The 26,517-nt window shown below is 60.4% G+C and carries 25 protein-coding genes; 11 read left to right on the forward strand and 14 right to left on the reverse strand.

All coding sequences use genetic code 11. The annotated features are described in order from the left end of the window. The first annotated feature begins 10 nt into the window (after window positions 1-10). The 3 genes from FX984_RS18100 to FX984_RS18110 are packed head-to-tail and all read left to right on the forward strand — an operon-like array spanning window position 11 to window position 2,050. Window positions 11-679: an amino acid ABC transporter permease gene (locus tag FX984_RS18100; protein ID WP_017736949.1), complete on the forward strand. Its 669-nt coding sequence runs from the start codon at window positions 11-13 to the stop codon at window positions 677-679. Next, window positions 676-1,326 carry an amino acid ABC transporter permease gene (locus tag FX984_RS18105; protein WP_027608359.1) on the forward strand — a complete coding sequence of 217 codons (651 nt, stop codon included), beginning with the start codon at window positions 676-678 and terminating at the stop codon, window positions 1,324-1,326. The genes FX984_RS18100 and FX984_RS18105 overlap by 4 nt, the downstream gene beginning before the upstream one ends. Continuing rightward, entirely contained in the window at window positions 1,313-2,050 is a 738-nt protein-coding gene (locus FX984_RS18110; protein WP_027608358.1) for an amino acid ABC transporter ATP-binding protein, read from the forward strand. Before FX984_RS18105 ends, FX984_RS18110 begins: the two co-directional genes overlap by 14 nt. Here FX984_RS18110 and FX984_RS18115 read toward each other — a convergent pair. The 5 genes from FX984_RS18115 to FX984_RS18135 form a co-directional block, all read right to left on the reverse strand. Continuing rightward, window positions 2,031-2,537 carry a DUF1120 domain-containing protein gene (locus tag FX984_RS18115; RefSeq protein ID WP_051429423.1) on the reverse strand — a complete coding sequence of 169 codons (507 nt, stop codon included), beginning with the start codon at window positions 2,535-2,537 and terminating at the stop codon, window positions 2,031-2,033. The two genes, FX984_RS18110 and FX984_RS18115, sit on opposite strands and share 20 nt — an antisense overlap. A gap of 58 nt (window positions 2,538-2,595) precedes the next feature. Beyond that, window positions 2,596-4,974 (reverse strand): fimbria/pilus outer membrane usher protein, encoded by a 2,379-nt coding sequence (locus tag FX984_RS18120; protein WP_146476985.1) that lies wholly within the window; start codon window positions 4,972-4,974, stop codon window positions 2,596-2,598. A 135-nt stretch (window positions 4,975-5,109) separates the two neighbouring features. Beyond that, window positions 5,110-5,823 (reverse strand): fimbria/pilus chaperone family protein, encoded by a 714-nt coding sequence (locus FX984_RS18125; RefSeq protein ID WP_074847951.1) that lies wholly within the window; start codon window positions 5,821-5,823, stop codon window positions 5,110-5,112. A gap of 92 nt (window positions 5,824-5,915) precedes the next feature. After that, window positions 5,916-6,563 (reverse strand): DUF1120 domain-containing protein, encoded by a 648-nt coding sequence (locus tag FX984_RS18130; protein WP_186511885.1) that lies wholly within the window; start codon window positions 6,561-6,563, stop codon window positions 5,916-5,918. A gap of 83 nt (window positions 6,564-6,646) precedes the next feature. Beyond that, window positions 6,647-7,306: a DUF1120 domain-containing protein gene (locus FX984_RS18135; protein WP_146476980.1), complete on the reverse strand. Its 660-nt coding sequence runs from the start codon at window positions 7,304-7,306 to the stop codon at window positions 6,647-6,649. Between the two features lie 495 nt (window positions 7,307-7,801). Here FX984_RS18135 and ppx point away from each other — a divergent pair, with 495 nt between their 5' ends. Beyond that, on the forward strand, window positions 7,802-9,304 hold the full coding sequence (gene ppx / locus FX984_RS18140) for an exopolyphosphatase (RefSeq protein ID WP_027608352.1): 1,503 nt from the start codon (window positions 7,802-7,804) through the stop codon (window positions 9,302-9,304). Between the two features lie 138 nt (window positions 9,305-9,442). On the opposite strand, the gene ppk1 is transcribed toward ppx, so the two are convergent. Next, complete coding sequence (gene ppk1, locus FX984_RS18145; protein ID WP_027608351.1) at window positions 9,443-11,668, reverse strand: polyphosphate kinase 1; 2,226 nt, start codon at window positions 11,666-11,668, stop codon at window positions 9,443-9,445. Between the two features lie 18 nt (window positions 11,669-11,686). Beyond that, window positions 11,687-12,700, reverse strand: coding sequence for a porphobilinogen synthase (gene hemB, locus FX984_RS18150; RefSeq protein WP_146476978.1), 1,014 nt, complete (start codon window positions 12,698-12,700; stop codon window positions 11,687-11,689). A 208-nt stretch (window positions 12,701-12,908) separates the two neighbouring features. Between hemB and FX984_RS18155 the strand changes: the two genes are divergently transcribed. Next, a complete protein-coding gene (locus FX984_RS18155; protein WP_092355821.1) occupies window positions 12,909-13,547 on the forward strand; it encodes a DedA family protein in 639 nt (212 codons plus the stop codon). On the opposite strand, the gene FX984_RS18160 is transcribed toward FX984_RS18155, so the two are convergent. Beyond that, a complete protein-coding gene (locus FX984_RS18160) occupies window positions 13,528-14,763 on the reverse strand; it encodes a sterol desaturase family protein (RefSeq protein ID WP_027608348.1) in 1,236 nt (411 codons plus the stop codon). The two genes, FX984_RS18155 and FX984_RS18160, sit on opposite strands and share 20 nt — an antisense overlap. Window positions 14,764-14,879: 116 nt before the next feature. Between FX984_RS18160 and elbB the strand changes: the two genes are divergently transcribed. Next, a complete protein-coding gene (elbB, locus tag FX984_RS18165; protein ID WP_065926666.1) occupies window positions 14,880-15,545 on the forward strand; it encodes an isoprenoid biosynthesis glyoxalase ElbB in 666 nt (221 codons plus the stop codon). 29 nt (window positions 15,546-15,574) lie between these two features. On the opposite strand, the gene FX984_RS18170 is transcribed toward elbB, so the two are convergent. After that, window positions 15,575-16,030 carry a YaiI/YqxD family protein gene (locus tag FX984_RS18170; RefSeq protein ID WP_027608346.1) on the reverse strand — a complete coding sequence of 152 codons (456 nt, stop codon included), beginning with the start codon at window positions 16,028-16,030 and terminating at the stop codon, window positions 15,575-15,577. Window position 16,031: 1 nt separating this feature from the next. Beyond that, the gene (locus FX984_RS18175) at window positions 16,032-17,927 is read right to left on the reverse strand and encodes a cytochrome c/FTR1 family iron permease (protein WP_146476976.1); all 1,896 of its coding nucleotides are present in this window, start codon (window positions 17,925-17,927) and stop codon (window positions 16,032-16,034) included. 268 nt (window positions 17,928-18,195) lie between these two features. On the opposite strand from FX984_RS18175, the gene FX984_RS18180 reads away from it, so the two are divergent. From FX984_RS18180 to FX984_RS18195, 4 genes are read left to right on the forward strand one after another with little or no spacing between them, the layout of a single operon-like run. Further along, window positions 18,196-19,590 (forward strand): COG3014 family protein, encoded by a 1,395-nt coding sequence (locus FX984_RS18180; protein WP_146476974.1) that lies wholly within the window; start codon window positions 18,196-18,198, stop codon window positions 19,588-19,590. Window positions 19,591-19,600: 10 nt separating this feature from the next. Continuing rightward, window positions 19,601-19,972, forward strand: a complete 372-nt coding sequence (locus FX984_RS18185; RefSeq protein WP_027608343.1) for a YcfL family putative periplasmic lipoprotein — start codon at window positions 19,601-19,603, stop codon at window positions 19,970-19,972. Between the two features lie 35 nt (window positions 19,973-20,007). Then, complete coding sequence (gene lpoB / locus FX984_RS18190; protein ID WP_027608342.1) at window positions 20,008-20,595, forward strand: penicillin-binding protein activator LpoB; 588 nt, start codon at window positions 20,008-20,010, stop codon at window positions 20,593-20,595. Between the two features lie 3 nt (window positions 20,596-20,598). Beyond that, window positions 20,599-21,339: a hypothetical protein gene (locus FX984_RS18195; protein WP_027608341.1), complete on the forward strand. Its 741-nt coding sequence runs from the start codon at window positions 20,599-20,601 to the stop codon at window positions 21,337-21,339. A gap of 136 nt (window positions 21,340-21,475) precedes the next feature. Here FX984_RS18195 and FX984_RS18200 read toward each other — a convergent pair whose 3' ends face one another. The 3 genes from FX984_RS18200 to FX984_RS18210 all read right to left on the reverse strand — a co-directional run bounded on the left by FX984_RS18200 (window position 21,476) and on the right by FX984_RS18210 (window position 24,682). Continuing rightward, window positions 21,476-22,108, reverse strand: coding sequence for a LysE family transporter (locus FX984_RS18200; protein ID WP_027608340.1), 633 nt, complete (start codon window positions 22,106-22,108; stop codon window positions 21,476-21,478). Window positions 22,109-22,199: 91 nt separating this feature from the next. Beyond that, window positions 22,200-22,772: a mechanosensitive ion channel family protein gene (locus FX984_RS18205; protein WP_027608339.1), complete on the reverse strand. Its 573-nt coding sequence runs from the start codon at window positions 22,770-22,772 to the stop codon at window positions 22,200-22,202. Next, the gene (locus FX984_RS18210; RefSeq protein WP_092355833.1) at window positions 22,772-24,682 is read right to left on the reverse strand and encodes an ATP-binding cassette domain-containing protein; all 1,911 of its coding nucleotides are present in this window, start codon (window positions 24,680-24,682) and stop codon (window positions 22,772-22,774) included. Before FX984_RS18210 ends, FX984_RS18205 begins: the two co-directional genes overlap by 1 nt. A gap of 50 nt (window positions 24,683-24,732) precedes the next feature. On the opposite strand from FX984_RS18210, the gene FX984_RS18215 reads away from it, so the two are divergent. Next, a complete protein-coding gene (locus FX984_RS18215) occupies window positions 24,733-25,197 on the forward strand; it encodes a TIGR02444 family protein (protein ID WP_027608337.1) in 465 nt (154 codons plus the stop codon). Here the strand turns inward: FX984_RS18215 and FX984_RS18220 are convergent. Then, window positions 25,194-26,366 (reverse strand): AlgP family protein, encoded by a 1,173-nt coding sequence (locus FX984_RS18220; RefSeq protein ID WP_146476972.1) that lies wholly within the window; start codon window positions 26,364-26,366, stop codon window positions 25,194-25,196. The genes FX984_RS18215 and FX984_RS18220 overlap by 4 nt on opposite strands. Window positions 26,367-26,517 lie beyond the last annotated feature (151 nt).

The following is a 26,517-nucleotide window of genomic DNA, read 5'->3' on the forward strand; positions in this document are numbered from 1 at the left end:
GAGCTGATTGATGGCCTATCAATTCGACTTTGTGCCGGTGCTGGCCAATACCGATCTGCTGTTGCGCGGCGCGCTGTTCACCCTTGAGCTGACGGCCATCGGCGCAATCCTGGGCGTCGCCCTGGGCACTGTCGGCGCCGTGGTGCGGGCGTGGAAGATCCAGCCCTTTGCCTGGTTCTTCGGGGTGTATGTCGAGTTGATCCGCAACACGCCGTTCCTGGTGCAGTTGTTCTTCATCTTCTTCGGCCTGCCCTCCCTGGGATTGAAAATCACCGAGTGGCAAGCAGCCGTATTGGCGATGGTGATCAACCTGGGGGCCTACTCCACGGAGATCATCCGCGCCGGCATCCAGGCCATCCCGCGCGGGCAACTGGAAGCCGCCGCCGCGCTGGCGATGACGCGTTTCGAAGCGTTTCGCCATGTGGTGCTGCTGCCGGCGCTGGGCAAGGTGTGGCCTGCCTTGAGCAGCCAGATCATCATCGTGATGCTCGGTTCGGCGGTGTGTTCGCAGATCGCCACCGAGGAGCTGAGCTTTGCCGCCAACTTTATCCAGTCACGCAATTTCCGCGCGTTCGAAACCTATGCCCTGACCACCCTGGTGTACCTGTGCATGGCGTTGATGATTCGCCAGTTGCTCAACTGGATCGGCCGCCGCTTTGTGATGAGGAACAGCCGATGAGTGATTTTTCCTTCTGGGACATCGTGCGCAACCTGCTTACGGGCCTGCAGTGGACGCTGTTGCTGTCGCTCGTGGCGTTTATCGGCGGCGGCCTGATCGGCTTGCTGGTGATGACCCTGCGCATCAGCCGCAAGGCATTCGCGCGCAATCTTGCACGTACCTATATCGAGCTGTTCCAGGGCACGCCGCTGCTGATGCAGCTGTTCCTGGTGTTCTTCGGCATCGCCCTGCTGGGGGTGGATATTTCACCCTGGCTGGCAGCGGCGATTGCCTTGACGTTGTTTACCAGCGCCTACCTCGCCGAAATCTGGCGCGGCTGCGTCGACTCCATCGCCCATGGCCAGTGGGAAGCATCGGCCAGCCTGGCGCTGAACCCGCTTGAACAACTGCGCTACGTGATCCTGCCACAAGCCCTGCGCATTGCCGTGGCGCCCACCGTTGGGTTCTCGGTGCAAGTGGTCAAAGGCACCGCCGTCACTTCAATTATCGGCTTTACCGAACTGACCAAGACCGGCGGCATGCTCGCCAACGCCACCTTCGAGCCCTTCATGGTCTACGGCCTGGTGGCCCTCGGTTACTTCCTGCTCTGCTACCCCTTGTCCCTCAGTGCGCGCTACCTGGAAAGGAGACTGCATGCCTCTGCTTAGAATTTCCGCCCTGCATAAGTATTACGGCGATCACCACGTCCTCAAGGGCATCGACCTGACCGTTGAAGAAGGCCAGGTCGTGGCAATCATCGGCCGCAGCGGCTCGGGCAAGTCCACCTTGCTGCGGACCCTCAATGGCCTGGAATCGATCAACGACGGCGTGATCGAGGTGGATGGCGAATACCTCGACGCCGCCCGTGCCGACCTGCGCAGCCTGCGGCAGAAAGTCGGCATGGTGTTCCAGCAGTTCAACCTGTTCCCGCACCTGACCGTGGGCGAAAACGTCATGCTCGCACCGCAAGTGGTGCAGAAAGTGCCCAAGGCCAAGGCCGCCCAATTGGCCAGGCAAATGCTGGAACGCGTGGGCCTGGGCGAGAAATTCGACGCGTTCCCCGATCGCCTGTCCGGCGGCCAGCAGCAACGTGTTGCCATCGCCCGCGCCCTGGCCATGTCGCCCAAGGTGCTGCTGTGCGATGAAATCACCTCGGCCCTGGACCCGGAACTGGTCAATGAAGTACTCAGCGTGGTGCGCCAACTGGCCAAGGACGGCATGACCTTGATCATGGTGACGCACGAAATGCGCTTCGCCCGGGAAGTGGGCGACAAGCTGGTGTTCATGCACCAAGGCAAAGTGCATGAAGTCGGCGATCCGAAGGTGCTGTTTGCCAACCCGCAGACTGCTGAGTTGGCGAACTTCATCGGCACTACCGAAGCGCACGCCTGACCGCCCAGCCATCGGGCACCATTTCGAAACGGCCTCCCCCCTCCAGCAGGGTTTTATCGCGCACGGCGGGGTGGGTGCCCGCTAGATAGGTATCGACCTGCACCTGAGCCGAAAAGACTCGACCGGCGATTGGCTGCCCGACCCTCAGTGGCACCAGCACACCGCCGGGGCGCAGCTGCCCGTCTCGTTCAGTGCGGTTGTGCATCGACACCAGTTCGACGGCCTGGCCATCCACCAATGCCTGTCGAAGGCTCAGATCAAAGCGCCCGTGATGGCCAAAACTGAAACCCTGCGCATCGGCTGGCGCACCGCGGAAACGCAGCGCAATCACCGCCGCCTCAGGGCAAACCACGCTGAGGTGCACCGTGCGTCTACCGATGGAAATACCGTGGGGTCCGGGCTGTGTGTCGACGCGCAACGGCCCGTAGTCGATCTGCGGCCGGCTCAATGACAGGTGGCATTCCGACGCCGAAACGTCAGCAATCATCAAGAGACCCACCAGTAATCCCACCCCGCCTGGAAAGCGTCCCGAGGCAAGGGCAGCCTTAACGACAGACCGCTGAGGAGGTTTCATACAGTTGGCCGTCATAGCTGTGCTCCGCCAGATCGAGTTGCAGTTTGCAGGGAGTCGCATTCGGCGACGACAAGGTCAGTACCTGGGAATGCTCAATATTGTTGAGGAAGATCATTCCGTCCCCCACCACCGTGGTCAGGAACGTGTTATCGGCGGCAAGCACCGACGTCCCCTTGGGCAACGGCTGCCCGCTTGGGTCGCTGACACGCACCAGCATCCGGCGAACCTTCGAGACCTCAAACTCGACCGTACTGAACGAGCCTCGCCCGACCTCCAGCATTTTCGTGCCATTATTGAGATCAACCTGGCGTGGCAAGCTTTTACCGTCCACCTCGACAAGGCTGCCCTGATAAGCGGGTAAGCCGGGAATCACGGCCATTCCCCAGCGGTCGGTCCAGACGGGCCCCTGAGGGGTACTGATGCGAGCCCCCGGAATATTCCCCACCGACGCCACACCGAAAGTGTCCTCGACACGGTAGGGAGACAGTGTGAGGCCTCGCTCGTGAGCAACCACGGCGCCTTGTAGCTGCCCGCTATAGATCGTGCTGGACGAGTCTCGATTGAGCCCCAGGCCGAGCTGGGTATAACGAGACGTCGCGTTGAGCGTTCCACCCACCGACTGATCGCTGGTACCTCTCAGGTCGCGCTCGCCCCTTAACTCGTAGTTCAGGGTGTCATTCACGCGCTCGCTGTAGGCTGTACCGATACCGGCATGACGCCCTTGGCGTCGAACCGTCGAGGTCACGGAGCGGTCACTGCCCAGTGGAACAGTGATCTGCAAGCGCATGCCCAAGCCATCATTTTTGTCTCTGGAGTCGCCTGACGCACCTACCTGGGAGTCAATGCTCACGGCAACATTGGCGTGCCTGAAGTTTTTGTTCCACGCGCCGTAGATATGCTGGGAAGTACGATTGTCGAAATGAGCCGAACGGGAATAACCGACAGCGAAGCCACCCAATTGAGGGTCTGACCAACTGAAGCCTGCCGTGTACTGGTGCCTGGCGCGCGCCCCCTGTACCTCGCCAGGCTCGCCGCCAACAGCTTCGAGCACATCCCGGTAACCCGAGGTCTGGCGAGTGGCGCTCAAGTTCATCTGGACGTTGCCCGGCAGCGTACTGCCAAACGAAACGCCGCTACGCGAACCGCGTACCTTTTGCTTACGGTCATGGGAAAGGTTATTGCGCAATCCCAGTGAAAACCGCTGGTCAAAGCTGCTGTCCAACGCCAGGCCCACCGAGTGGTAGTTGTCCGTGCCCTGAACTCCCGAACTGAGGGCCGCGTCCTCCCCTAACGCCCACGTTCCGCTGGCCATCGCCAACAGAGGCTCGGCGGCGCCCCTTCGATCCACATCACGCACCTTCCCTATTGCAGCGGTATATCCCGATTTAATCGGAACCGATCCACGGAACGAGGCGGCCGGCACGATAAAACTGTGTTGCCCCCCCTTGATTTCGATAACCCTGACGTCGAGGTCGCTGGTGCCATTGAGCAGTGGCAAATTGCGCAAGGTGAACGGTCCTTCCGGGACGAGAGTGGTATAAATCAATGCGCCGGACTGCCGGACTTCCACCCGCGACTGACTCCGCGCCCGCCCTTCAACCAAAACGCCATTGCTGCTGGTGCGGTTTTCCATTCCGTCAGGAAACAGCTGTGCACCGATCAGTTGAACACCACCGAACACGGGGCTATCAGCCGATATCTGGCCTGCCTGAAATGTCGAAGCCAAGGGAGCGATATCGCGCTGCGCGTATGCATACAGATGCTCAGTCGCCGAACGCTCATCGTTGGAGAGATAGAGCTGACGACTGCGGACGATCCAATCGCCCACGTTGAAACCCATTTCCGTTGAAGCGGATAAAAAGCGCCCTCGATCCCCCCGCGAGTGGGCATTGACGCCTTGGACATCGTAGTTGACCAGCGCCGCTGCACCTCCCCGGGCGTAATGACCAGTGCTTTGTTGCATGTCGCGCAGCGCCTGGGTCGGGACGACCAGCACAACCTCCTCACGCCCTGGGCGCAAGGTCACTACCGTTTTCGGATACTCGGCAATAAAGTCATGACAGGCCTGGGCGGCAGAGACTTGCTTATCGATCACCGTGGCGGGAATCTGCAGTCCCGCCCGATCCAATAGCCCACGGTTGAAACACAGCGCGCCTTCATGGTTAAACCGCGCGTCAGTCAACCCGATGGGATTACCGTTGACCGTCAAATCGACGACGCGCGTGCCCTCGCTGAACCGAGGGGCTTGCTGAAAGTAGCGCGCAACTGAAGGGTCGATACCACGCGCCTGCAAGGTGGCAAGGTCAAATCCGAGCACCGCCGCCGGCGCGGCGTAAACGTCAGCGGCCATTCCCGACACCACCGCCGCCCAAACCGAAAGGCTGATTCCGCTTCGCCTGAAAGTCTCCTCAGGTTTTATTGGCGCCCGGGATGGCTGCCCACGTACGGCGCTACAAAACCTGCTGGCTTTTTTTCCCATGGCAGGTCACGGCTGATTCGCTACGAGCAAAGCCTCGTAGCTATCGACGGAAAACCCATAGAGCGTGGCCGGCATAAGGGTGACCGACGTGGCGGCAGAACGTTTTTCCACGGCAACGCTGAGGGTTTCGCCCGGCAAGATATAGGTACGCGGCAAAAGCGCATTCACCTTCTGCGGGTTCAAGACCACCTCAGCCGCCAGGCGCACCACATAGGGGCTGTTGTTGCGTGCGCTCAAGGTATTGCCGTGAAGGCTCCAGGTCAGCAGCTCCCACGGTGCATGATGTTGAGGTAAACCTTTGGGGTGGAGAATGAGCGGCAGGTTTTGCCGTAGGCTGATACCAATTGTCGCGCCCGAGCCGGGTTGGGCCTGGGGAATACCTTCAAACGTAATGCGCTTCAAACGTTGGGTTTTGAGAGGCTCCTTATTGATTGCCATAACCCTGACCATTTGCCGCTCACCGCTATCGACACGCGCAACGGGCTGAGTAATGACGGCTAAAGGCTCCGGGTCTTCCGGTATATCTTCGATAACTGAATGAAGCAAGGCAGGACTTGGGTCCGTATTGGTGACATTGATGCTGACTTCACCATCCGCCTCATTGAGAATGACAACTGTTGTTTCCGGCTCCATGCCGTCTGCATACGCGGCACGGCAGAAAACAAAACCCAGACACAAACAACCGGCCAGAATAGATTTTTTTCTTGTAGAAACAAGCATCAACACTTCCTTCACAGCAATAACGAAACACGCCGAATCAGGTTGGCTGCCGCCAAAGAGACTGCAAGCCGACCTGAATCGCCTGGAAGCTTTTAGAGATAGACCAATTCCAGGGTTGTATGGCCATCAAGTTTTATTTCGTTATTCATGCTCAGCGCAGATGTTTTATTGATCACTGGCTGGACATTCAAATTCCCCGAGACGACGGTTATTTTAATCGGCGAATAGCTGGCGCTCGTACGCCAACTTCCAACCTTGGCTGACTGCCCCAAGACAGGATCGGTGATCCCCCAACTCGCGCCATTATTATTAGACCGCGCAACCAGTACAGCTTTACCATCGGCAATGTTGTTTTCCATGAAAACCACGTAGCCGCCGATTTTTTCATTCTTCGAGGTAAACCCAAGACCATAATTGAAATCATCGTTATAAGTAATATTATACTGACTCACCATCATGCCGCGCACCTTGCTGGACGCGCGGTTATCCTGTGTCTTAATACCAACAAACGTGGGCGATGCACACCTGACGGTGTAAGGCGTCCCCTTTTTAGCCAGTTTGGTGTAGTTAGTAGCACTCAGTGACCTAGGATCAATCCGACCGTAATCTATCGTTGAATTAACAATAGTAAAACTGCAACTGGCAGGCGCAATGGAGCCTCTCACTCGTAAGTCCGCGGCTTGCGCACTCAAACCCAACATAGCGAGAAACATGCCTGATAACGAAATAATCTTCTTCATAGCAATCATCGACAATAGCCAAAGAGACACGTGCTGATTGACACTTCATAGTCAGCACGCCATGGATACCTATGTGGAGAAATCTAGAGGTAGCGCAACTCCAGGGTGAAATGGCCGTCCAGGTTGATCTGGTTGCTCATATCAAGTTCGGACGTCTTGTTGATGACGGCTTGAACTTCAACATTGCCGGAAACAGAATTAACCAATATAGGCGCATACACATTCCCCGCACGCCAACTGGCTATATTGGCAGTGTGGCCTACTGCCTGGGTACTGTTTGGTTCCCATCGTACGCCGTTATTTTCCGAGCTAACAATCCCTACCGATTTGCCGTCAGCTACAGAATTTCGAAGGTGCACTACATAACCTCCGATTTTTTGCCCCCTGGAAGTGGCCCCCAGACCAAAATTGTAGAGATCCTTGTAGTTCCCGCCAAACTGCCCCAGCATCATGCCTGGTATTCTCGAGCCAGCTCGATTATCAACGCTCCTGATACCCACTTTTATTTTAGACTGACCACTGCACCTCACCGTATAGGGAACACTCTTCTTATCCAGCTTGGTATAACTTGTCGGACTCAGGCTGCTCGGGTGAATAGTTCCATAGTCAATGACCGAGCGGGTGAGTGTAAAACTGCAACTGGCTGGAGCGATCGCGCCTTTTACACGTACATCGGCAGCCTGGACAGTCAGGCTCGCAACGACGAGGCATAGACCCGCCACTACTGGGTAATTCTTCTTCATCTAACGTTCATCCATAGTAATGACCATAGGCTGGCCAGTTATTGAATGATCAGAACACCTCCCCTGCGTCACGCCTGGTGCGCATATGAATATCTCGTCCTTGAAGCTCCGACCTATAAACACCACCCGGGACAGGTGCCGAACGTGAGTATTCATATTCCAAGAGAATAATAAAACCGGAAAAAATGACACCTCATGTAAGAGTGATCCCTATCTCCACTCTAAAAAACAACCCCATGTATACGAACAGGGAAACAGCAAGTTAGGACAAACATAAAACGGCGTAAGACTTATCGACAAACTCAATAAAACCAAGAATAGCCAGTACAAAACCCAGTGCTTTCTGGCTTTGTAATACATCATTTGTGGGCCGGTCCTACGCGCCACGCAGAAAGCACTTATAGGTATACGAGGAAAAATCCTCTGTTACTACGCGTTGGCTCCAGCGATCGATCGTGGCACGATGGCAAGGTTATCGACCGAGACCCCCAAACCATGCCGCAATCCCAAGCCAAGAATCTGTCCCTGATCGCCGCCATCGACCTGGGCTCCAACAGCTTTCACATGGTCGTGGCCAAGGCCCAGAACGGCGAAATCCGCATCCTTGAGCGGCTCGGAGAGAAAGTGCAACTGGCTGCCGGGATCGACGATGAGCGCCAGCTCAATGAAGAATCCATGCAACGCGGGCTCGACTGCCTCAAGCGTTTTGCACAGCTGATCAACGGCATGCCCCTGGGCGCCGTGCGAATCGTCGGCACCAACGCCCTGCGCGAAGCCCGTAACCGGGGCGAATTCATCCGTCGCGCCGAGGAAATCCTCGGCCACCCCGTAGAAGTCATCTCCGGCCGCGAAGAAGCACGCCTGATCTACCTCGGCGTGTCCCATACACTCGCAGATACCCCCGGCAAGCGCCTGGTGGCGGACATCGGCGGTGGCAGTACCGAGTTCATCATCGGCCAGCGCTTCGAACCGCTGCTGCGTGAAAGCCTGCAGATGGGCTGTGTCAGCTATACCCAACGCTATTTCAAGGACGGCAAGATCACACCGGCGCGCTACGCCCAGGCCTATACGGCAGCGCGTTTGGAGATCATGAGCATCGAGCACGCCTTGCACCGCCTGACCTGGGATGAAGCCATCGGCTCGTCCGGCACCATCCGTGCCATCGGCCTGGCGCTCAAGGCCGGCGGCCATGGCACCGGCGAGGTCAACGCCGAAGGCCTGGCGTGGCTCAAGCGCAAGCTGTTCAAGCTGGGGGATGCCGAGAAGATCGACTTCGACGGCATCAAGCCGGACCGTCGCACCATCTTCCCGGCCGGCCTGGCGATTCTCGAGGCGATCTTCGACGCCCTCGAACTGCAACGCATGGACCACTGTGACGGCGCCCTGCGCGAAGGTGTGCTGTATGACCTGCTGGGCCGCCATCACCACGAGGACGTGCGTGAACGCACGCTCACCTCGCTGATGGAGCGTTATCACGTCGACCAGGAGCAGGCAGCCCGCGTAGAGCGTAAAGCACTGCATGCGTTCGATCAGGTCGCCGAGGACTGGGACCTGGAAGACGGCGTATGGCGCGAACTGCTCGGCTGGGCGGCCAAGGTGCATGAAGTGGGCCTGGATATCGCCCACTACCACTACCACAAGCACGGCGCCTACCTGATCGAGCACTCCGACCTGGCGGGTTTCTCCCGGGAAGACCAGCAGATGCTCGCACTGCTGGTGCGCGGCCATCGTCGCAATATTCCCAAGGACAAGTTTGCCGAGTTCGGCGATGAAGGCATCAAGCTGATCCGCCTGTGCGTGCTGCTGCGCTTCGCGATCCTGTTCCACCACATTCGTGGCACCCAGCAGATGCCCCAGGTGACCCTGCGCGCCAATGGCGACAGCCTGGATGTCGTGTTCCCCAAAGGCTGGCTGGATGAGAACCAGCTGACCCAGGCGGACTTCGCCCAGGAAGCGGAGTGGCTGACGCGGGTGGGGTTCAGCCTGAACCTGCGCTAACCCGATCTCATGAACACTGCAAAAACAAATGTGGGACGGGGCTTGCTCCCGATTACGGTGTGTCAGTCGCGAATACTTTGACTGAACCACCGCAATCGGGAGCAAGCCCCCTCCCACATTTTCAGAGCGTGTTGTCTATTAGTTCACCGACAGAATCGGGCTACCCAACTTCTCCAGCAACGTCGCCTGGGCACTGCGCGGGTTCTGGTTGCCGGTCGGCGTGTTACGCACGTAACGGCCATCCGACTGCAGGCTCCAGCTGTGGGTGTTATCGGTGAGGTAGCTTTCCAGCTCCTTCTTGACCCGCATGATCAGCTTCTTGCCCTCGACCGGGAAGCAGGTCTCCACACGCTTGTCGAGGTTGCGCTCCATCCAGTCGGCACTGGAGAGGAACATCTGCTCCTCGCCGCCGTTAAGGAAGTAGAACACCCGCGTGTGTTCCAGGAAGCGGCCGATGATCGAGCGCACATGGATGTTATGCGACACGCCGACAATGCCCGGACGCAGGCAGCACATGCCGCGCACCACCAGGTCGATACGCACGCCGGACTGGCTGGCCTTGTACAGCGCGCGAATGATCTTCGGATCGGTCAGAGAGTTGAACTTGGCGATGATGTGCGCCGGTTTGCCCTCGAGGGCGAACTGGGTCTCGCGGGCAATCATGTCGAGCATGCCCTTCTTGAGGGTGAACGGCGCGTGCAGCAGCTTCTTCATGCGCAAGGTCTTGCCCATGCCGATCAATTGGCTGAACAACTTGCCGACGTCTTCACACAAGGCGTCGTCGGAAGTCAGCAAGCTGTAGTCGGTATAGAGCTTGGCGTTGCCGGCGTGGTAGTTGCCGGTACCCAGGTGGGCGTAACGCACGATCTCACCGGCTTCGCGGCGCAGGATCAGCATCATCTTGGCGTGGGTCTTGAAGCCAACCACGCCGTAGATCACTACCGCGCCGGCCGCTTGCAGGCGGCTGGCCAGTTGCAGGTTGGACTCTTCGTCAAAGCGTGCGCGCAACTCGATCACCGCAGTGACTTCCTTGCCGTTGCGCGCAGCGTCTACCAGCGCGTCGACGATTTCCGAGTTGGCACCGGAACGGTACAGGGTCTGGCGCACGGCCAATACGTGCGGGTCCTTGGCGGCCTGGCGCAGCAGATCGACCACCGGGGTGAAGGACTCGAACGGGTGCAGCAGCAGGATGTCCTGCTTGCTCACCACGCTGAAGATGTTCTCGCTGTTTTGCAGCAGTTTCGGGATCTGCGGGGTGAACGGGGTGTATTGCAGCTCCGGATGGCTGTCCAGGCCGGTGATGCTGAACAGGCGCGTGAGGTTCACCGGGCCATTGACCTGGTACAGCTCGGTCTCGCCCAGGTTGAACTGCTTGAGCAGGTAGTCCGACAGATGTTTCGGGCAGGTGTCGGCCACTTCCAGGCGCACCGCATCCCCGTAGCGCCGCGAGAACAGCTCGCCGCGCAGGGCACGGGCCAAGTCTTCGACGTCTTCGGAATCCAGCGCCAGGTCGGCGTTACGGGTCAGGCGGAACTGGTAGCAGCCCTTGACCTTCATGCCTTGGAACAGGTCATCGGCGTGGGCATGGATCATCGACGACAGGAATACATAGTTGTCGCCAGCGCCCCCCACCTCTTCGGGTACCTTGATAATCCGTGGCAGCAAGCGTGGCGCCGGGATGATCGCCAGGCCCGAATCGCGACCGAAGGCGTCGATCCCTTCCAGCTCGACGATGAAGTTCAGGCTCTTGTTCACCAGCAGCGGGAACGGGTGCGTCGGGTCCAGGCCGATCGGCGTGATGATCGGCGCGATTTCGTCGCGGAAGTAGCGGCGCACCCAGGTCTTGATCTTGGTAGTCCAGTGGCGGCGACGGATGAAGCGAACCTGATGTTTTTCCAGCTCCGGCAGCAGGATGTCATTGAGGATCGCGTACTGGCGATCCACATGACCGTGCACCAGCTCGCTGATGCGCGCCAGCGCCTGGTGCGGCTGCAGGCCGTCCGCGCCAGCTTGTTCACGGGCGAAGGTGATCTGTTTCTTGAGGCCGGCGACGCGGATCTCGAAGAACTCATCCAGGTTGCTGGAGAAAATCAGCAGGAATTTCAGGCGTTCCAGCAACGGGTAGGACTCATCCAGTGCCTGTTCAAGCACGCGGATGTTGAATTGCAGTTGTGACAGCTCGCGGTGGATGTACAGGCTGCTGTCATCCAGGTTGGTCACCACGGCGGCCACCGGGGCCGGGGCTGGCGCTTCGGCTACCACCACAGGCGCGGCCGGCTCGTGCTCCGGCGGGGTCTCGGTGACTTGTTCCACCACCGGGTGAGCGTCTTTTACGGCAACTTCGGAAAGTCCTTCGGTATTCATCGAATGTTCCTGTGAGGGCTATTGTTGCTCTCTAAGCAATTGGGCGGCGCGGGCGGCGAAATAGGTCAGGATGCCATCAGCCCCGGCACGTTTAAAGGCCGTCAAGGATTCTAGGATTACCCCTTCACTCAACCAGCCATTTTGGATTGCAGCCAAGTGCATGGCGTATTCGCCACTGACCTGATACACAAAGGTCGGCACTTTGAATTCCTCTTTGACCCGGTAAAGGATGTCCAGGTACGGCATCCCCGGCTTGACCATCACCATGTCGGCGCCTTCGGCCAAATCCGCCGCCACTTCGTGCAAGGCTTCATGGCTGTTGGCCGGGTCCATCTGGTACGAAGCCTTGTTGGCCTTGCCCAGGTTCAGCGCCGAGCCCACCGCATCGCGAAACGGGCCGTAGTAGGCGCTGGCGTACTTGGCCGAGTAGGCCATGATCCGTACATTGACGTGGCCGGCCAGTTCCAGGGCTTCGCGAATCGCCTGGATGCGGCCGTCCATCATGTCCGACGGCGCAACCACCTGAGCGCCTGCTGCCGCATGGGACAACGCCTGCTTGACCAGCGCATCGACGGTAATGTCGTTCTGAACATAGCCGTCTTCGTCAAGAATGCCATCCTGCCCGTGGGTAGTGAACGGGTCCAACGCCACGTCGGTGATCACCCCCAGCTCCGGGAAACGCTCGCGCAGGGCGCGGGTGGCGCGCTGGGCGATACCGTCCGGGTTCCAGGCTTCGGCAGCATCAAGGGACTTGAGTTCAGACGGCGTGACCGGAAACAACGCCAACGCCGGAATCCCCAGGTCGACCCAGCCCGCCGCCTCTTCAAGCAGCAGATCAATGGTCAGACGCTCTACACCCGGCATCGACGATACCGCTTCCCGGCGATTTTCACCGTCGAGTAAAAACACCGGCAGGATCAGATCATCCGTCGTCAGTACGTTTTCACGAACCAGGCGGCGAGAAAAATCATCACGGCGATTACGGCGCAGGCGGGTAGCAGGGAACAGGCGATTGGCAGGGGTAAAGCTCACGACAGACTCCTGAGCCCGGGTTCACGGGCGAGCGTTGCAGTTATAAGCGGGCATTATGACGAAGGTATGACAGTTGTGCTTAACGATGCGACCTGTAGTCGCATTCGTCGGTTAATGTAGGAATTGTTCACTTCGTGACACATCTCGATACTTTCATGAATGTTCACGAAGGCGTAGGCTGCGCGTTCATTTCGCCAGCACCCAGACCATGCTTCAACAATTTCTGCATGACTTCGGCTACTTTGCCCTCTTCCTAGGCACGTTCTTCGAAGGCGAAACCATCCTGGTTCTCGCAGGCTTCCTGGCGTTCCGTGGGTACATGGATATCAACCTGGTGGTGGTCGTTGCCTTCTTCGGCAGCTACGCCGGCGACCAGCTTTGGTATTACATGGGGCGCAAGCACGGCCGCAAACTGTTGGCGCGCAAGCCGCGCTGGCAATTGATGGGCGACAAGGCCCTGGAACATATCCGCAGGCACCCGGATATCTGGGTGCTGAGCTTCCGCTTTGTCTACGGCTTACGCACGGTAATGCCCGTTGCGATCGGCCTGTCAGGCTACCCGCCACTGCGCTACCTGATCCTCAACGGTATTGGTGCTGCAATCTGGGCGGCGGCCCTGGGCGCGGCGGCCTATCACTTCGGCGCGGTGCTGGAAGGCATGCTGGGCAGCGTCAAGAAATACGAGCTGTGGGTGCTGGGCGCCTTGCTGCTGCTGGGCTTTGGCCTGTGGCTGCGCCGCCGCTTCAAGAATGCCCGTATCGCCCGCCAGGCCTGTGCCGATGCCAAGGCGCGGCTCGCCGCCGCCGAGCCCGTCCCGGTAGAAGCGCCTAAGACACCAGTCGAGTAAGCCGGCCCCTGCAACAGTAGAGGCCAATCACGCTGAGCAGGCTGTAGCTCACCAGGCCCAGCCAGCCCAGGTTGCTGGCCGGCCACAGCCCGACCACCGGCGCCAGCCACACCAACGGCACATTCAGCGCCAGGCGTGTCAGCTCTGCCTTTAACGCCCACGGGCGATTCTCCAGGGCCACCCCCAGGGTAAACAATCCAAGCGCCATCGCCCCCCAGCCGACAACCAGCGCTGCACTGGGCAGGCCCTCGCCGACATTCATCAAATAGCTGCCAAACCCCACATACGCCGCGAACTGCAGGGCAATGTAGACCTGTTGGCGCGCGTCCAGCGGCACGTCGAATTTGCGGAACTGGCTCAAATCCGTCTTGGCCACGGGGTATTTGGCCTTCACGTCCGCCGGGCGCCAACCGGTGCGCATGAACCAGATGCGCAGCTTGTCCCACTTACTTTCGGTACGCCGCGCATCACGCCAAAGCTGTGCATAAAACTGCAGGTTGGCCCATAACGGATTCCAGCTGGCCAAGGGTGTGGTCACGCCGAAGATCACCGGCTCGTTGTCGTCTTCTTCCTGGAAGGTGCCGAACAGCCGGTCCCAAAGAATGAACACACCGCCATAGTTGCGATCCATGTAGAGAGCGTTCTGTGCATGATGGGCCCGATGATTGGAGGGCGTGACGAAAAACCACTCGAACCAGCCAAGCTTGGGCACGTGCCGGGTATGCACCCAGAATTGATACAGGAGGTTGAGGGACGCCACGCTGATAAACACCACCAGCGGCACGCCAAGCACGGCCAGGGGCAGGTAGAAGATCCAGCTCAGCAGGAAGCCGGTGCTGGTCTGGCGCAGGGCGGTGCTGAGGTTGTAGTCCTCGCTCTGGTGATGCACCGAGTGCGCGGCCCACAGGATGTTGCGCTCGTGCCCCATCCGGTGCAGCCAGTAGTAGCAGAAGTCGTAGAACACAAAGGCGAACACCCAGGTCCAGGCGCTGTGGGCAGGCAGTTCGATCAACGCCAGGTGCTTGAGGGCGAACGCGTAGGTCAGCAGCCCCACCCCCTTGGTCAACAGCCCGGTGGTGGTGGACAGCACGCCGGTGCTGAGGCTGTTGATGGCGTCCGCCACCCGGTAGTTACGCTGGCCACGCCAGCGGTCGGCGAGCAGCTCCACCACAATCAAGGCAATGAAAAACGGTACCGCGTAAGGCACGAAGTCCATGGTCTGGTCCGGTCTATTTTTGTTACATCAAGATTAGGTGCAGCGGCGCGAGATCCCATTGGCAACAGGTGACAAATTAGTAGACATTTAACGCCAAGACTCCAGGAGAAATGCCCATGAGCAAAAAGATTGCAGTGATCCTTTCCGGCTGCGGCGTGTACGACGGCGCAGAGATCCACGAAAGCGTGATCACCCTGCTGCGCCTGGATCAGCGCGGTGCTCAGGTCCAGTGTTTTGCACCCGATATCGCCCAGTTGCATGTGATCAACCACCTGACCGGCGAGGAGATGCCCGAGTCGCGCAATGTGCTGGTGGAGTCGGCCCGCATTGCCCGGGGCGAGATCAAGGATATTCGAGACGCCAACGCCGACGAGTTCGATGCGCTGATCGTACCCGGTGGGTTCGGTGCGGCGAAGAACCTGTCGAACTTTGCCGTCGAGGGCGCGGGTTGCAGCGTCAACCCGCAAGTGCTGGAACTGGCCGAAGCCTTTGCCGAAGCGGGCAAGCCGGTGGGGCTGATCTGCATCTCGCCGGCCCTGGCCGCGAAGATCTACGGCCCGGGCGTGACCTGCACCATCGGCAATGACACCGACACTGCCGCAGCCCTGGACAAGATGGGCGCCACCCACCAGGAATGCAGCGTGGAAGACATTGTCGAGGACACCGCACGCAAGTTGGTCAGTACGCCCGCCTATATGCTCGGCAAGAGCATCAGTGAAGTGGCCTCAGGCATCAACAAGCTGGTGGACCGGGTGCTGGAGCTGACCCACGAGAACGATTAGTGGGGATGCCGGGCTCCCTCTCCAACGGATCAGGACTGGCGCATTAACCGCGTCAGTATCCTGTCGAGTGAGTTGGCAAACGCCTGCTTGTCCTTCTCCCCATGGGGCGGCGGTCCACCGCCCATCTGGCCCTGCTCGCGCAGGTCGGCAAACAGGTTGCGCACCGCCAATCGCTCACTCATGTTCGCCGGGCTGAACTCCTTGCCCCGAGGGTCGAGGGCCGTGACGCCCTTCTTCACCAGGCGGTCGGCCAGGGGCACATCGCTGCAGATCACCAGTTCGCCGGGCACTGCGTGCTCCACCAGATAGTCATCTGCTGCGTCCGGACCGCTGGGCACCACGATCAACTTCACGCACGAGAAGCTCGGCTTGATCTGGCTTTGGCCGGCCACCAGGACGACCTCGAACTGGCGCTTGAGGGCGAACTTCACCACCTGGTCCTTGGCGGCCCGGGGGCAGGCGTCTGCATCGATCCATACGCGCATGTTATGCCGCCACTCGCTGCTTTTCTGCCAGCCGGCTGCGGCCGTAGAGCACCACAATGGCCAGGATCGCCACGGCCTGTGCGCTCAACGAGTACGCATCGGCGTGGATGCCCAGCCAGTCGAAGTCAAAGAACGCCACCGGCCGCGTGCCGAAGATGCCGGCTTCCTGCAACGCCTTGACGCCATGCCCGGCGAACACCACCGACAACGCGCACAGCAGCCCCGCATTGATGCCGAAAAACAGCGCCAGCGGCAGTTTCGCCGAACCGCGCAGGATCACCCAGGCCAGGCCCACCAGCAGCACCAACGCCGTGGCACCACCCGCCAGCACCGCGTTGTGCCCGGCCGGGCCCGCTTGCAGCCACAGGGTTTCGTAGAACAGGATCACTTCGAACAGCTCGCGGTAGACCGAGAAGAACGCCAATATCGCAAAACCGAAACGCCCACCGCCGCCCACCAGGCTGCTCTTGATGTAGTCCTGCCACGCTGCGGCATGGCGGCGGTCGTGCATCCATACGCCAAGCCACAGCACCATCACACTGGCGAACAGCGCCGTGCAGCCTTCGAGCAATTCGCGCTGGGCGCCGCTGACGTCAATCACATACGCCGCCAACGCCCAGGTGGCCAAGCCGGCCAAGAGCGCCAGGCCCCAGCCGACGTTGACGCTGCGCACCGCCGATTGCTGGCCGGTGTTGCGCAGGAATGCCAGGATCGCCGCCAGCACCAGGATCGCTTCCAGGCCTTCACGCAGCAGGATCAGCAGACCGGAAATGTAGCTCAACGACCAGCTCAAGCCATCGCTGCCCAGCAAGCCTGCGGACTCCGTGAGCTTGCCCTTGGCCACGTCCAGGCGCTGCTGCACCTGCTCGATCGGCAGACCGTCCTGTAACGACTGCCGGTAAGCCATCAGGGCCTTCTCGGTGTCCTTACGCACGTTGGCATCGACGTTATCCAGTGAGCTTTCCACCAGCTCAAAGCCTTCCAGGTACGCCGCCACCGACAAGTCATAGGCTTGCTCGTGGTCACCGCTACGGAACGCCGCGAGGCTCTTGTCCAGGGTGCTCGCGGTGTAATTGAGCAACTGCGCCGGGCCACGCTTGACCTGCGGCGGTTGCGCACGCTGGGCGCGGAAGGTCGCGGCAGCGGTTGGGCCGTTTGCGGCCAGCACTTCATTAGGCGTCTGGCGGGCCAGGTCGGCGAGGTTGAAGGGCTGCTCGCTTTTCGCCGCAGCCGGGTCGGCGGTGAAGCCGGCGATGTAGGTGGCCAGGTCCCAACGCTGGCGGTCGTCCAGTTGGTCGGCGAAGGACGGCATGTCAGTGCCTTCGACACCCAGGCCCAGGGTGTTGTAGATCGCGTAGAGGCTCAGGCGATCCAGGCGCGCAGCATCCGTCAAGTTGGCCGGAGGCGGCGTCATCCCCACGCCGGCCGGACCATCGCCGGCACCGGCAGTGCCGTGGCACACCGAACAGTGCTGGGCGTAGAGCGGTGCGCCGCGCGTCGGGTCGGGCGTGATGGCCGGGGCTTGGCTGACTTCATACGCGACTGCCAGCTTGGCGCCCAACTGGCGGGCCTGGCGAGCGACGGTCGCGCCGTCTGCATGAGCGGTGACAGCCGCCAGCAGTTCCTCGACCCCCTTTACCAGTTCCGCGCGCTCGGGCTTTTGCGGCAAATCCGCCACCAACCCCTGCAAGACCCCAAGAAACTCCACCTGCTCGCGGTATTCCGAATCATCCACCACCTTGCCCGCCTCTACCGTCGGTGGGTAGTCGGCGCCAATGTAGTCCAGCAGATGCAGGGCTTGTGGAGCGCCCTCGGCAGTCGCGGCCAGCAGGTTGAAGCTGCACGACATCAATGCCGGCAACAGCAGCCAGGCGAGAAAACGGAAGGGCGCAATCATGAATGAATCTCAAGTGGAAATACGAAGTAACACATTGTTAAGCGTTAAAGGGTTTGACTCAAGGCGTTAGTGATTTGTCGTGTGGGCGGACGGGGCATTTTGGAGATGGGTTACTGGCATCGCTGTCAGCTCAATCGAGGCAAAAAGCCATTGTTTTGCCAGTAACGATGCTTATAATGCCGCGCCCTGTTAGTGCGAAAGGGAATTTCGTTCCTCGGTTTTATGAGGAATAACCATATTGGTTGACTACTTTCAGGGAAGAAGTGACATGGTTTTTCGCGCCTTACCTCCGCTCGCGCTCGCGGCAGTCACTTTGCTCAGCGGCTGTTCAATGTTCCGCAGCTACGACGCCGAGCTGCAAGCCACCAACCAGCAACTCGCCACCGGCAATGTCGACGCCGCCCTGACCCTGCTGGAAAAGAACAACACCGGCGAAGACAAAGACCTGCTGTATTTCTTCGAAAAGGGCGAGTTGCTGCGGGCCAAGGGCGACCTGACCGGCAGCCAGACCGCCTGGCGCAGCGCCGACCTGCAAGTCTACAAGTGGGAAGAGTCGGTCAAGTTCGACAGCGCAAAATACCTGTCCCAGTTCGGCAGCTTCCTGGCCAATGACAAGGTGCGTCGCTACGAAGGCTATGACTACGAAAAAGTCATGCTGACCACGCAGATGGCCCTGAACCTGCTGGCCTTGAACGACTTCGACGGCGCACGCACCGAAATCAAGAAGACCCACGAACGCGAAGCGGTGATCGCCGACCTGCGCGACAAGGAATACCTCAAGCGCGAAGACGAAGCCGAGCAACAGGGCGTGACCACCCAGATCAAGGACCTGCACGGCTACCCGGTGCAAGCCCTCGACGCGCCGGAGGTGGTCGGCCTGAAGAACAGCTACCAGAGTGCGTTCAGCCATTACCTGGCCGGCTTCGTCTACGAAGCCCTGGGCGAAAAAGACCTGGCCGCCCCCGGTTATCGCAAGGCCATCGAGCTGCGCCCTAACACGCCACTGCTGGAAAAAGCGCTGCTCGACCTGGACAAATCCAAGGTCGGCAGCGATGAAACCGACGTGCTGATCGTGGTGCAGAGCGGCCTCGCACCCGCCCGCGACTCGATCCGCCTGCCGCTGCCGATCCCGATCAATGGCAACCTGGTGATCACCCCGCTGTCGTTCCCGGTGATCAAGGCCGACACCTCCACGGCGACCGTTGCCCAGATCGGTGTCGACGGCCAGCAACAGAACCTCACGGCGCTCAACAGCACCACGGCCATGTCCCGCCGCGCCCTGCGTGATGACATGCCAGGCATCATCCTGCGCACTACCGTGCGTGCGGTAAGCCGTGGTGTGGCGCAGAACAACCTGAACAAGACCAACCCCATGGCAGGCCTGGTACTGGGTATCGCCTCGGCCGTGACCGAAGGCGCCGACACCCGCACCTGGCGCACCCTGCCGGACATGACCCAAGTCACGCGCCTGCGCCTCAAGCGTGGTGAACACCAGGTCAGCCTGCCCAACGCCCTGGGTGGCACGCTGGTAACGATCAAGACCGACCAGCGCTACCAGGTGATCACCCTGCGCGTGGTCGGCAACCAAGTGTTCGCCGGTGGCCTCGCCGCCCATGTGCTGCCCGGCACGACAACCCAGGCCATCGCCCTCAAACAACCTTAAGGAGCACCCTATGCGTCACTTTATCCTCGGCGCACTGGCGCTGGTCCTGCTTGCCGGCTGCGCCACCCCGCCACCACCGGAACCTGGCAGCGCCGCGAGCAAGATCGTGGTGATGGGCAAGTTCAAGGGCATCGCGGTCGGCGCCATTCGTGTGGCCCGCGAGAACGGCTTCCTCACCACCAAGGTGCAATTGAGCAACATCACCAGCAGTAACCAGATGATGTATTACCGCTTCGCCTGGCTGGGCGCCGATGGTTTCCCGGTGGGCGATGAAGAGACCTGGAAAGTGCTGAACCTGTACGCCAACCAGGCGACCTTCCTGCCCGCCATTGCCAATGTGCCCCAGGCTGCGGACTTCCGCCTTGAAGTCAAAACCCCTTGAACCGTTCATTCATTTTGCTGCCGAGAGATTTCCCCATGCTTGCACGCTTCTCGATTCTCGCCGTGGTTGCCGTCCTGGCCAGCGGCTGCGCGAATACCTCCCCGGTACTGGGTGGTAAAAACATCAGCTACGGCGACACCAAGGCCGTGGAGCTGGTGACCAACGAGTTCGGCTCCACCGACCTGCAGATGATCGCCGAAAGCATGACCCGCTCCCTCGCCCAGTCCGGCATCCTGCAAGGCCGCCCGGTGGTGCAGGTGTATGACGTGAAGAACAAGACCAGCGAGTACATCGACACCCGTGAGATCACCACGTCGATCAAGACCCAGCTGATGAAGACCGGCACCGCACGCTTCGCCAGTGACAACACCGACATGCAAAGCCAGGTCGACCAGCTCAAGCTGCAGAACCAGAGCGGCTTGTACAAGAAGTCCAGCGTCAGCAAGACCGGCAACATGGTCGCGGCCAAGTACCGCCTGGAAGGCTCCATCAGTTCCATCGTCAAGCGCAGCTCGGACTACAAGGACGTGTTCTACAAGTTCAGCCTGCAACTGATCGACGTCGAGAGCGGCCTGGCCGAATGGATGGACGAAAAAGAAATCCGCAAGACCACGGAGCGCTAGGCAATGCGTGCATGGATTGGTTTGATCGGCCTGTTGTGCGCCTTTGGCGCCTCGGCTGCACCCAAGATCGCGGTGACCGACCTGGCCTACCAGGCGCAGGTCGAGGAGTACATCCACCAGGTTTCGGCCAGCAACAACTTCCAGGCAAGCAGCTACAACGCCAGCGGTGCATCGAACTACAGCGAGTACGAGAGCCGTAGCAGCTACATCGAACAAACCGAACTGCGCAAGTTCAGCGGTGATATCAAGGGGGAGATTCTCAAGTCCCGCCAGTTCCAGCTGGTGCAGGGCACGCCCTACACCGCCGATGCCAAGGGTGACGTCTATGACGTGATCAAGCGCATCAAGGCCGGTCACTTCAAGGGCGCGGACTATGTGCTGTTCGGTACGCTGTCAGACATCGACTTCACCCAGGACATCAACGCCCTGGACCACACCAACAGCTACTCGGCGGTGCTGGGCCTGACGCTGGTGGCGGATTTCAGCCTGATCAATACGCGCACCTACGAAATCACCTCGGCGTTTACCGCCATGGGCGAAGGCCAGGACACCAAGCTGGTGAACAGCCGCGACATACGCGTGAGCCTGAACCGGCCGCGGGTGGTGAAGGAAGTGTCGAAGGCGCTGGGTGAGGACGTCGCCAGGCAGTTGGCGGAACAGTTGGGCGGTGGGTATCAGGACCCGGGCCAGCCGGTGCCGCGCAACCACCTGCCACGGGATGAAGCGCCGAAGATCTTGCACTGAACGGTAATCCTCAAGGCAACACAAAACCAATGTGGGAGGGGGCTTGCCCCCGATAGCAGGGTGTCAGTCAGCCTAGCTGTAGCTGAGACACCGCCATCGGGGGCAAGCCCCCTCCCACACGTTCAAGTACCGAGGTTTACGCCGTTGCGCGATGCAAGCTGGCCAGGAAACCCGCAGCCCCCACGAACAACCCGGCAAACGTCCGGTTCACGCGCTTCTGCTGCTTGGGCGTGCGCAACAGGCGCAGCACTTTGGACGCCAACCCCGTATACCCCGCCATCACGATCATATCGACGCTGATCATCGTCGCACCGATGATCAGGTACTGCACCAGCAACGGCGCCTGGGGATTCACGAACTGCGGCAGCACCGCCAGCATGAACACCAGGGCCTTGGGGTTGCTGGCGTTGACCAGGAAACCACGGAACATCATCGCCATCGGCTTGCCGAGCGGGCGTATCGCCGCGTCATCGGCCATGTCCATGGGCAAGGCACGCCATTGCTTGACGGCCAGGTACACCAGGTACGCCACGCCAAACCACTTGATCGCATAGAACGCGGTCGACGACGCCGCCAGAATGGCACCCAAGCCGCCCGCTACCACGGCAATCTGCATGGCCAGGCCCAGTTGCAGGCCAATGGCGTTCCAGTAACCGCGCAGGAAGCCGTATTGCAGGCCACTGGACATCGAAGCGATGGCGCCGGCGCCAGGGGAAAGGGAGATGATCCAACTGGCCAGGAAAAAGGCCAGCCACGTGTCGAGTGCCATAGCACACCTCGGGGAAGAGTCAGCGATTGTCGGGCCTTAAGCTAACTCCGCCGAGCAGAGGCTGGCTATAGATTTTTACACGCGGTAAATGCTAGCGGTCGCCCGGGAACACATGGGTGCCGGGCCAACGCCGCACCGAGCGCTGGAAGAACAGGCTGTTAGGCACCTGTACGATGGCGCTGTCGGTGCCTGCCGCTTCCACTTCGATCAGTGTGGTGTAGAGCAAGTTGATCGCCACTACCCTGCCCTTCACGCCGGGCTTGTCGACGGTATCCACCAACTCGACGATGTCACCGAGGCGAAACGGCCCCACCGTGAAGATCAGGATCGCGCACAGCAGGTTGGACAACACCGACCACATGGCGAAGAACGCCACTGCCGCCACCGCGACAAACCCCGACAGCGCCGTCCACAGCACCGTAGCGGACACGCCCAGGCGCTCCAGCACAAAGATCAGCGCACTGCCCATGATCAACCAGCGCAGACCACCGCGCAGCGGCATCAGCAGTTGCGGCGGGAACGGGTAGCGCTCACCCAGGCGGGTCAGGCCTTTGGCGACGAATCGCTGGGCAACGTAACCGGCCAACAGGATCAGCAGGATTTGCACGCCGATCCACACAGGCTCGATCCATTGCGCCGGCAGCGGCAATTGCAACGCTTCCATCAGGACAGCGCCTCCAGCTCCGCTTGCAGGGTTTCCAGCAGTTCGAGGGCTTCCATCCAGGTTTCCTCCAATTGCCCTTCGCGCACCTTGAGCCTGGCCTGTTCGGCCAGCAGGTCGCGCAGCTCATCCTTGCGCGCAGCCTCGTACACGGCGCTGTCGCCCAGGCTGGTTTCGATCTTGGCCAGGCGCTCGTGGACCTTGCCCAACTCGGCCTCAAGCTTGTCGGCTTCGCGCTTGTGTGGCGCCAACTGCTGGCGCAGGGCGGCAGCGGCCTGGCGCTGGGCTTTCTTGTCGGTCTTGTCCGGGTTGACCGGGGTGTTGCTGACCGGCGCATTGCGCAGGCGGTAGTCCGTGAGCCAGCGTGCGTAGTCGTCCAGGTCACCGTCGAACTCTTCGACCTTGCCATCCGCTACCAGCAGGAAGTTGTCGGTGGTGCTCTTGAGCAAGTGGCGATCGTGAGACACCACCAGGACCGCACCGCTGAACTCCTGCAAGGCCATGGTCAGCGCCAGGCGCATTTCCAGGTCGAGGTGGTTGGTCGGTTCGTCGAGCAGCAGCAGGTTCGGGCGGTCCCAGGCGATCAACGCCAGGGCCAGGCGGGCTTTTTCGCCACCGGAGAAGTTCAGCACCGGCTCATCGATGCGCGCGCCACGGAAGTCAAAGCCACCGAGGAAGTCGCGCAGGGTTTGCTCGCGCTCGGTCGGCGCCAGGCGCTGCAGGTGCAGCAGCGGGCTGGCCTTGGCGTCGAGGGAGTCCAACTGATGCTGGGCGAAGTAGCCCACCACCAGGTTCTCGCCACGGGTCAAACGACCGGCCAGGGGTTGCAGCTCGCCCGAGAGGTTCTTGATCAGCGTCGACTTGCCCGCGCCGTTCGGGCCGAGCAAACCGATGCGCGCACCTGGGGTGAGCTGCAGCTTGACCTTCTCCAGGATGGTTTTCTCGCCATACCCCAGGCGTGCATCCGAGAGGTCCAGCAACGGGCTGGAGATTTTCACTGATTCGCGGAACACAAAGTCGAACGGCGAATCGACGTGGGCCGCCGACAGTTCTTCCATGCGCTCCAGGGCCTTGATCCGGCTCTGGGCCTGGCGGGCCTTGGTGGCCTGGGCCTTGAACCGGGCGATGTAGCTTTCCATGTGCGCACGCTGCGCCTGCTGCTTCTCGAACGCCTGCTGCTGTTGGGCCAGGCGCTCGGCACGCGCACGTTCGAACGCGGTGTAGCCGCCACGGTAGAGGGTGATCTTCTTCTGTTCGACGTGGGCGATGTTGTCGACCACGGCGTCGAGGAAGTCCCGGTCGTGGGAAATCAGCAGCAAAGTGCCCTGATAGCTCTTGAGGAAGTCCTCCAGCCACAGGATCGCATCGAGGTCCAAGTGGTTGGTCGGTTCGTCGAGCAGCAGCAGGTCCGAGGGGCACATCAGCGCCTGGGCCAGATTAAGGCGCATGCGCCAGCCACCGGAGAAATCGGCGACCGGACGATCCATCTGTTCGTTGGTGAAGCCAAGGCCGGCTAGCATCTTGCGGGCGCGGGCGTCGGCGGTGTAGCCGTCGGCGCTGTCGAGTTCCGCGTGCAGACGGGCCTGGGCGGCGCCGTCCTGGGCTTTCTCGGCCTCAGCCAGGTCGTGTTGCACCTGGCGCAGACGCAGGTCGCCATCGAGCACGTAGTCGATCGCGATGCGGTCCAGGGTGTCGATCTCCTGGCGCATATGGGCGATACGCCAGTCGGCCGGCAGCAAGCAGTCCCCGGAATCCGGGGTCAGCTCACCCAGCAACAGGGCGAACAACGTGGATTTGCCGGCGCCGTTGGCACCGATCAGGCCGGCTTTGTGACCGGCGTGCAGGGTCAGCTCGGCGTCTTCGAGAAGACGTTGCGGGCCACGCTGTAATGTTAGGCTTTGAAGTCGGATCATAATGGCGGCGGAGTCTACCAGCTTCGTTGGCCGCTGGCTTGGGTGTGAATATGAACGCTGACCTGTGGAGCTTTGCTCTCTCGACTTACGCCCGCCCGGGCGTCGAAGCCGCCTGCCTGCGCTTGCAGGAGCAAGGGGCGGACGTGTGCCTGTTGCTCTGCGGCGCGTGGCTGGAACAGCGGGGCGTGGCACTTGAGCCGGAGCGTATGCGCACCCTGCAACAGCTGGCCCGACCGTGGCAGGCGCAGGTGATCGAACCCTTGCGGCAGCTGCGTGTGCAATGGCGTGCCAAGGCGCAGCAGGATGAGCAACTGGCGACGCTGCGCGAACGGGTCAAAGCCCTGGAACTGGATGCCGAACGGCAATTGCTGACGCGCCTGGAAGCGTTGACGCAGGCATGGCCGAAAGTGGAGATGACTCAACCGCGGTGGCTGGAAGGACTGGCGGCTGAGGATGCCGCCAACCTTGACCATGACGCGCTGCAGCAGCTGCGCGTCATGATCACCGGCACTTAGGAAGCGCTGGTTGGGGTGGTGCTTGGCGCTACCGGTGCAGGGGTGCTGCTGGCCGATGCGGTCGGAGCGGTGGTCGCTGCCGGGGTAGCAGCAGGTGCTGCTGGCTTGGCCGGTGCTGGTTTCGCAGCAGCAGGCTTTGCGGCGGGCTTGGCGGCTGGCTTTGCAGCAGCAGGCTTTGCAGCTGGCTTGGCGGCTGGCTTTGCAGCAGCAGGTTTCGCAGCCGGTTTTGCAGCAGTAGGTTTGGCGGCTGGTTTGGCGGCAGTGGTTTTAGCAGCTGGCTTCGCGGCCGGTTTTGCAGCAGCGGTTTTAGCAACTGGCTTCGCGGCCGGCTTTGCAGCAGCGGTTTTAGCAACTGGCTTCGCGGCTGGTTTTGCAGCAGCAGTTTTAGCAGTTGGCTTGGCAGCTGGTTTTGCAGCAGCGGTTTTAGCAACTGGCTTCGCGGCTGGTTTTGCAGCAGCAGTTTTGGCAGCTGGCTTGGCGGCTGGTTTTGCAGCAGCGGTTTTAGCAACTGGCTTCGCGGCTGGTTTTGCAGCAGCAGTTTTAGCAGCTGGCTTGGCGGCTGGTTTTGCAGCAGCGGTTTTAGCAACTGGCTTGGCGGCTGGTTTTGCAGCAGCAGTTTTAGCAGCTGGCTTGGCGGCTGGTTTTGCAGCAGCGGTTTTAGCAACTGGCTTGGCGGCTGGTTTTGCAGCAGCGGTTTTAGCAACTGGCTTCGCGGCTGGTTTTACAGCAGCGGTTTTGGCAGCTGGCTTGGCCGGTGCTTTAGCAGGTGCACGAGCACCCAGCACTTTCGCTACAGCTTCCTTAACACGACCAACACCCTGGGCCAATTTCAGGCTTTCTTGGGCGTCTTTTTTCAGTTGGGAAATGTAGGTGCGGGTTTCAGCTTGACGATCCTTGAGAGCATCCAGCAGGTCTTCGAGTTCTTTTACCGCGTCTTTGGCTTTGGCTTGTGCCTTGGCCTTGCCGGCAGTGGCGGCGTCTTGCAGTTTGGTGCGGGATTTGTGCAGCTTTTCTTGCGCTTTACCGCGTTGTTTTTCCAGCTTGGCGAGCAGTTTTTCTGCATCGGCCAACGCTTGGGAACATGCGCTTTCCAGATGCTCGAGCAAGCTGCCCGACAATTGTTGGAGTAAATGCAACGGGGTATTTACAGGCTTCTGTTTGGCCGACATGGTTTACCTCCTGGCTGACGTGGGTGCGGCTCATACTAGCCCTCTGCTCTTACCGCCGCTAGGGCATGTTGACAGTATCGTTTGCGTTGCGTTGCAACGTGCGAAAATTCTTATCGATATAACGAAAACACGCGGCACTTTTTACGCACTC

Origin of the sequence: Pseudomonas marginalis, from assembly GCF_008692035.1 — a bacterium.
GTDB classification, from domain to species: domain Bacteria; phylum Pseudomonadota; class Gammaproteobacteria; order Pseudomonadales; family Pseudomonadaceae; genus Aquipseudomonas; species Aquipseudomonas marginalis.

Bases quoted from the DNA above. Each gene is read 5' to 3' on its own strand.
- FX984_RS18160 (WP_027608348.1), bottom strand. From the start codon at position 14,763: ATGGACTTCGTGCCTTACGCGGTACCGTTTTTCATTGCCTTGATTGTG.
- FX984_RS18180 (WP_146476974.1), top strand. From the start codon at position 18,196: ATGGTTTTTCGCGCCTTACCTCCGCTCGCGCTCGCGGCAGTCACTTTG.
- FX984_RS18120 (WP_146476985.1), bottom strand. From the start codon at position 4,974: ATGGCCGCTGACGTTTACGCCGCGCCGGCGGCGGTGCTCGGATTTGAC.
- ppx (WP_027608352.1), top strand. From the start codon at position 7,802: ATGCCGCAATCCCAAGCCAAGAATCTGTCCCTGATCGCCGCCATCGAC.
- elbB (WP_065926666.1), top strand. From the start codon at position 14,880: ATGAGCAAAAAGATTGCAGTGATCCTTTCCGGCTGCGGCGTGTACGAC.
- lpoB (WP_027608342.1), top strand. From the start codon at position 20,008: ATGCTTGCACGCTTCTCGATTCTCGCCGTGGTTGCCGTCCTGGCCAGC.
- ppk1 (WP_027608351.1), bottom strand. From the start codon at position 11,668: ATGAATACCGAAGGACTTTCCGAAGTTGCCGTAAAAGACGCTCACCCG.
- FX984_RS18130 (WP_186511885.1), bottom strand. From the start codon at position 6,563: ATGAAGAAGATTATTTCGTTATCAGGCATGTTTCTCGCTATGTTGGGT.
- FX984_RS18195 (WP_027608341.1), top strand. From the start codon at position 20,599: ATGCGTGCATGGATTGGTTTGATCGGCCTGTTGTGCGCCTTTGGCGCC.
- FX984_RS18215 (WP_027608337.1), top strand. From the start codon at position 24,733: ATGAACGCTGACCTGTGGAGCTTTGCTCTCTCGACTTACGCCCGCCCG.
- FX984_RS18175 (WP_146476976.1), bottom strand. From the start codon at position 17,927: ATGATTGCGCCCTTCCGTTTTCTCGCCTGGCTGCTGTTGCCGGCATTG.
- FX984_RS18105 (WP_027608359.1), top strand. From the start codon at position 676: ATGAGTGATTTTTCCTTCTGGGACATCGTGCGCAACCTGCTTACGGGC.
- FX984_RS18220 (WP_146476972.1), bottom strand. From the start codon at position 26,366: ATGTCGGCCAAACAGAAGCCTGTAAATACCCCGTTGCATTTACTCCAA.
- FX984_RS18125 (WP_074847951.1), bottom strand. From the start codon at position 5,823: ATGCTTGTTTCTACAAGAAAAAAATCTATTCTGGCCGGTTGTTTGTGT.
- FX984_RS18170 (WP_027608346.1), bottom strand. From the start codon at position 16,030: ATGCGCGTATGGATCGATGCAGACGCCTGCCCCCGGGCCGCCAAGGAC.
- FX984_RS18205 (WP_027608339.1), bottom strand. From the start codon at position 22,772: ATGGAAGCGTTGCAATTGCCGCTGCCGGCGCAATGGATCGAGCCTGTG.
- FX984_RS18200 (WP_027608340.1), bottom strand. From the start codon at position 22,108: ATGGCACTCGACACGTGGCTGGCCTTTTTCCTGGCCAGTTGGATCATC.
- FX984_RS18115 (WP_051429423.1), bottom strand. From the start codon at position 2,537: ATGATTGCTGACGTTTCGGCGTCGGAATGCCACCTGTCATTGAGCCGG.
- FX984_RS18210 (WP_092355833.1), bottom strand. From the start codon at position 24,682: ATGATCCGACTTCAAAGCCTAACATTACAGCGTGGCCCGCAACGTCTT.
- FX984_RS18155 (WP_092355821.1), top strand. From the start codon at position 12,909: ATGCTTCAACAATTTCTGCATGACTTCGGCTACTTTGCCCTCTTCCTA.
- FX984_RS18185 (WP_027608343.1), top strand. From the start codon at position 19,601: ATGCGTCACTTTATCCTCGGCGCACTGGCGCTGGTCCTGCTTGCCGGC.
- FX984_RS18100 (WP_017736949.1), top strand. From the start codon at position 11: ATGGCCTATCAATTCGACTTTGTGCCGGTGCTGGCCAATACCGATCTG.
- FX984_RS18110 (WP_027608358.1), top strand. From the start codon at position 1,313: ATGCCTCTGCTTAGAATTTCCGCCCTGCATAAGTATTACGGCGATCAC.
- FX984_RS18135 (WP_146476980.1), bottom strand. From the start codon at position 7,306: ATGAAGAAGAATTACCCAGTAGTGGCGGGTCTATGCCTCGTCGTTGCG.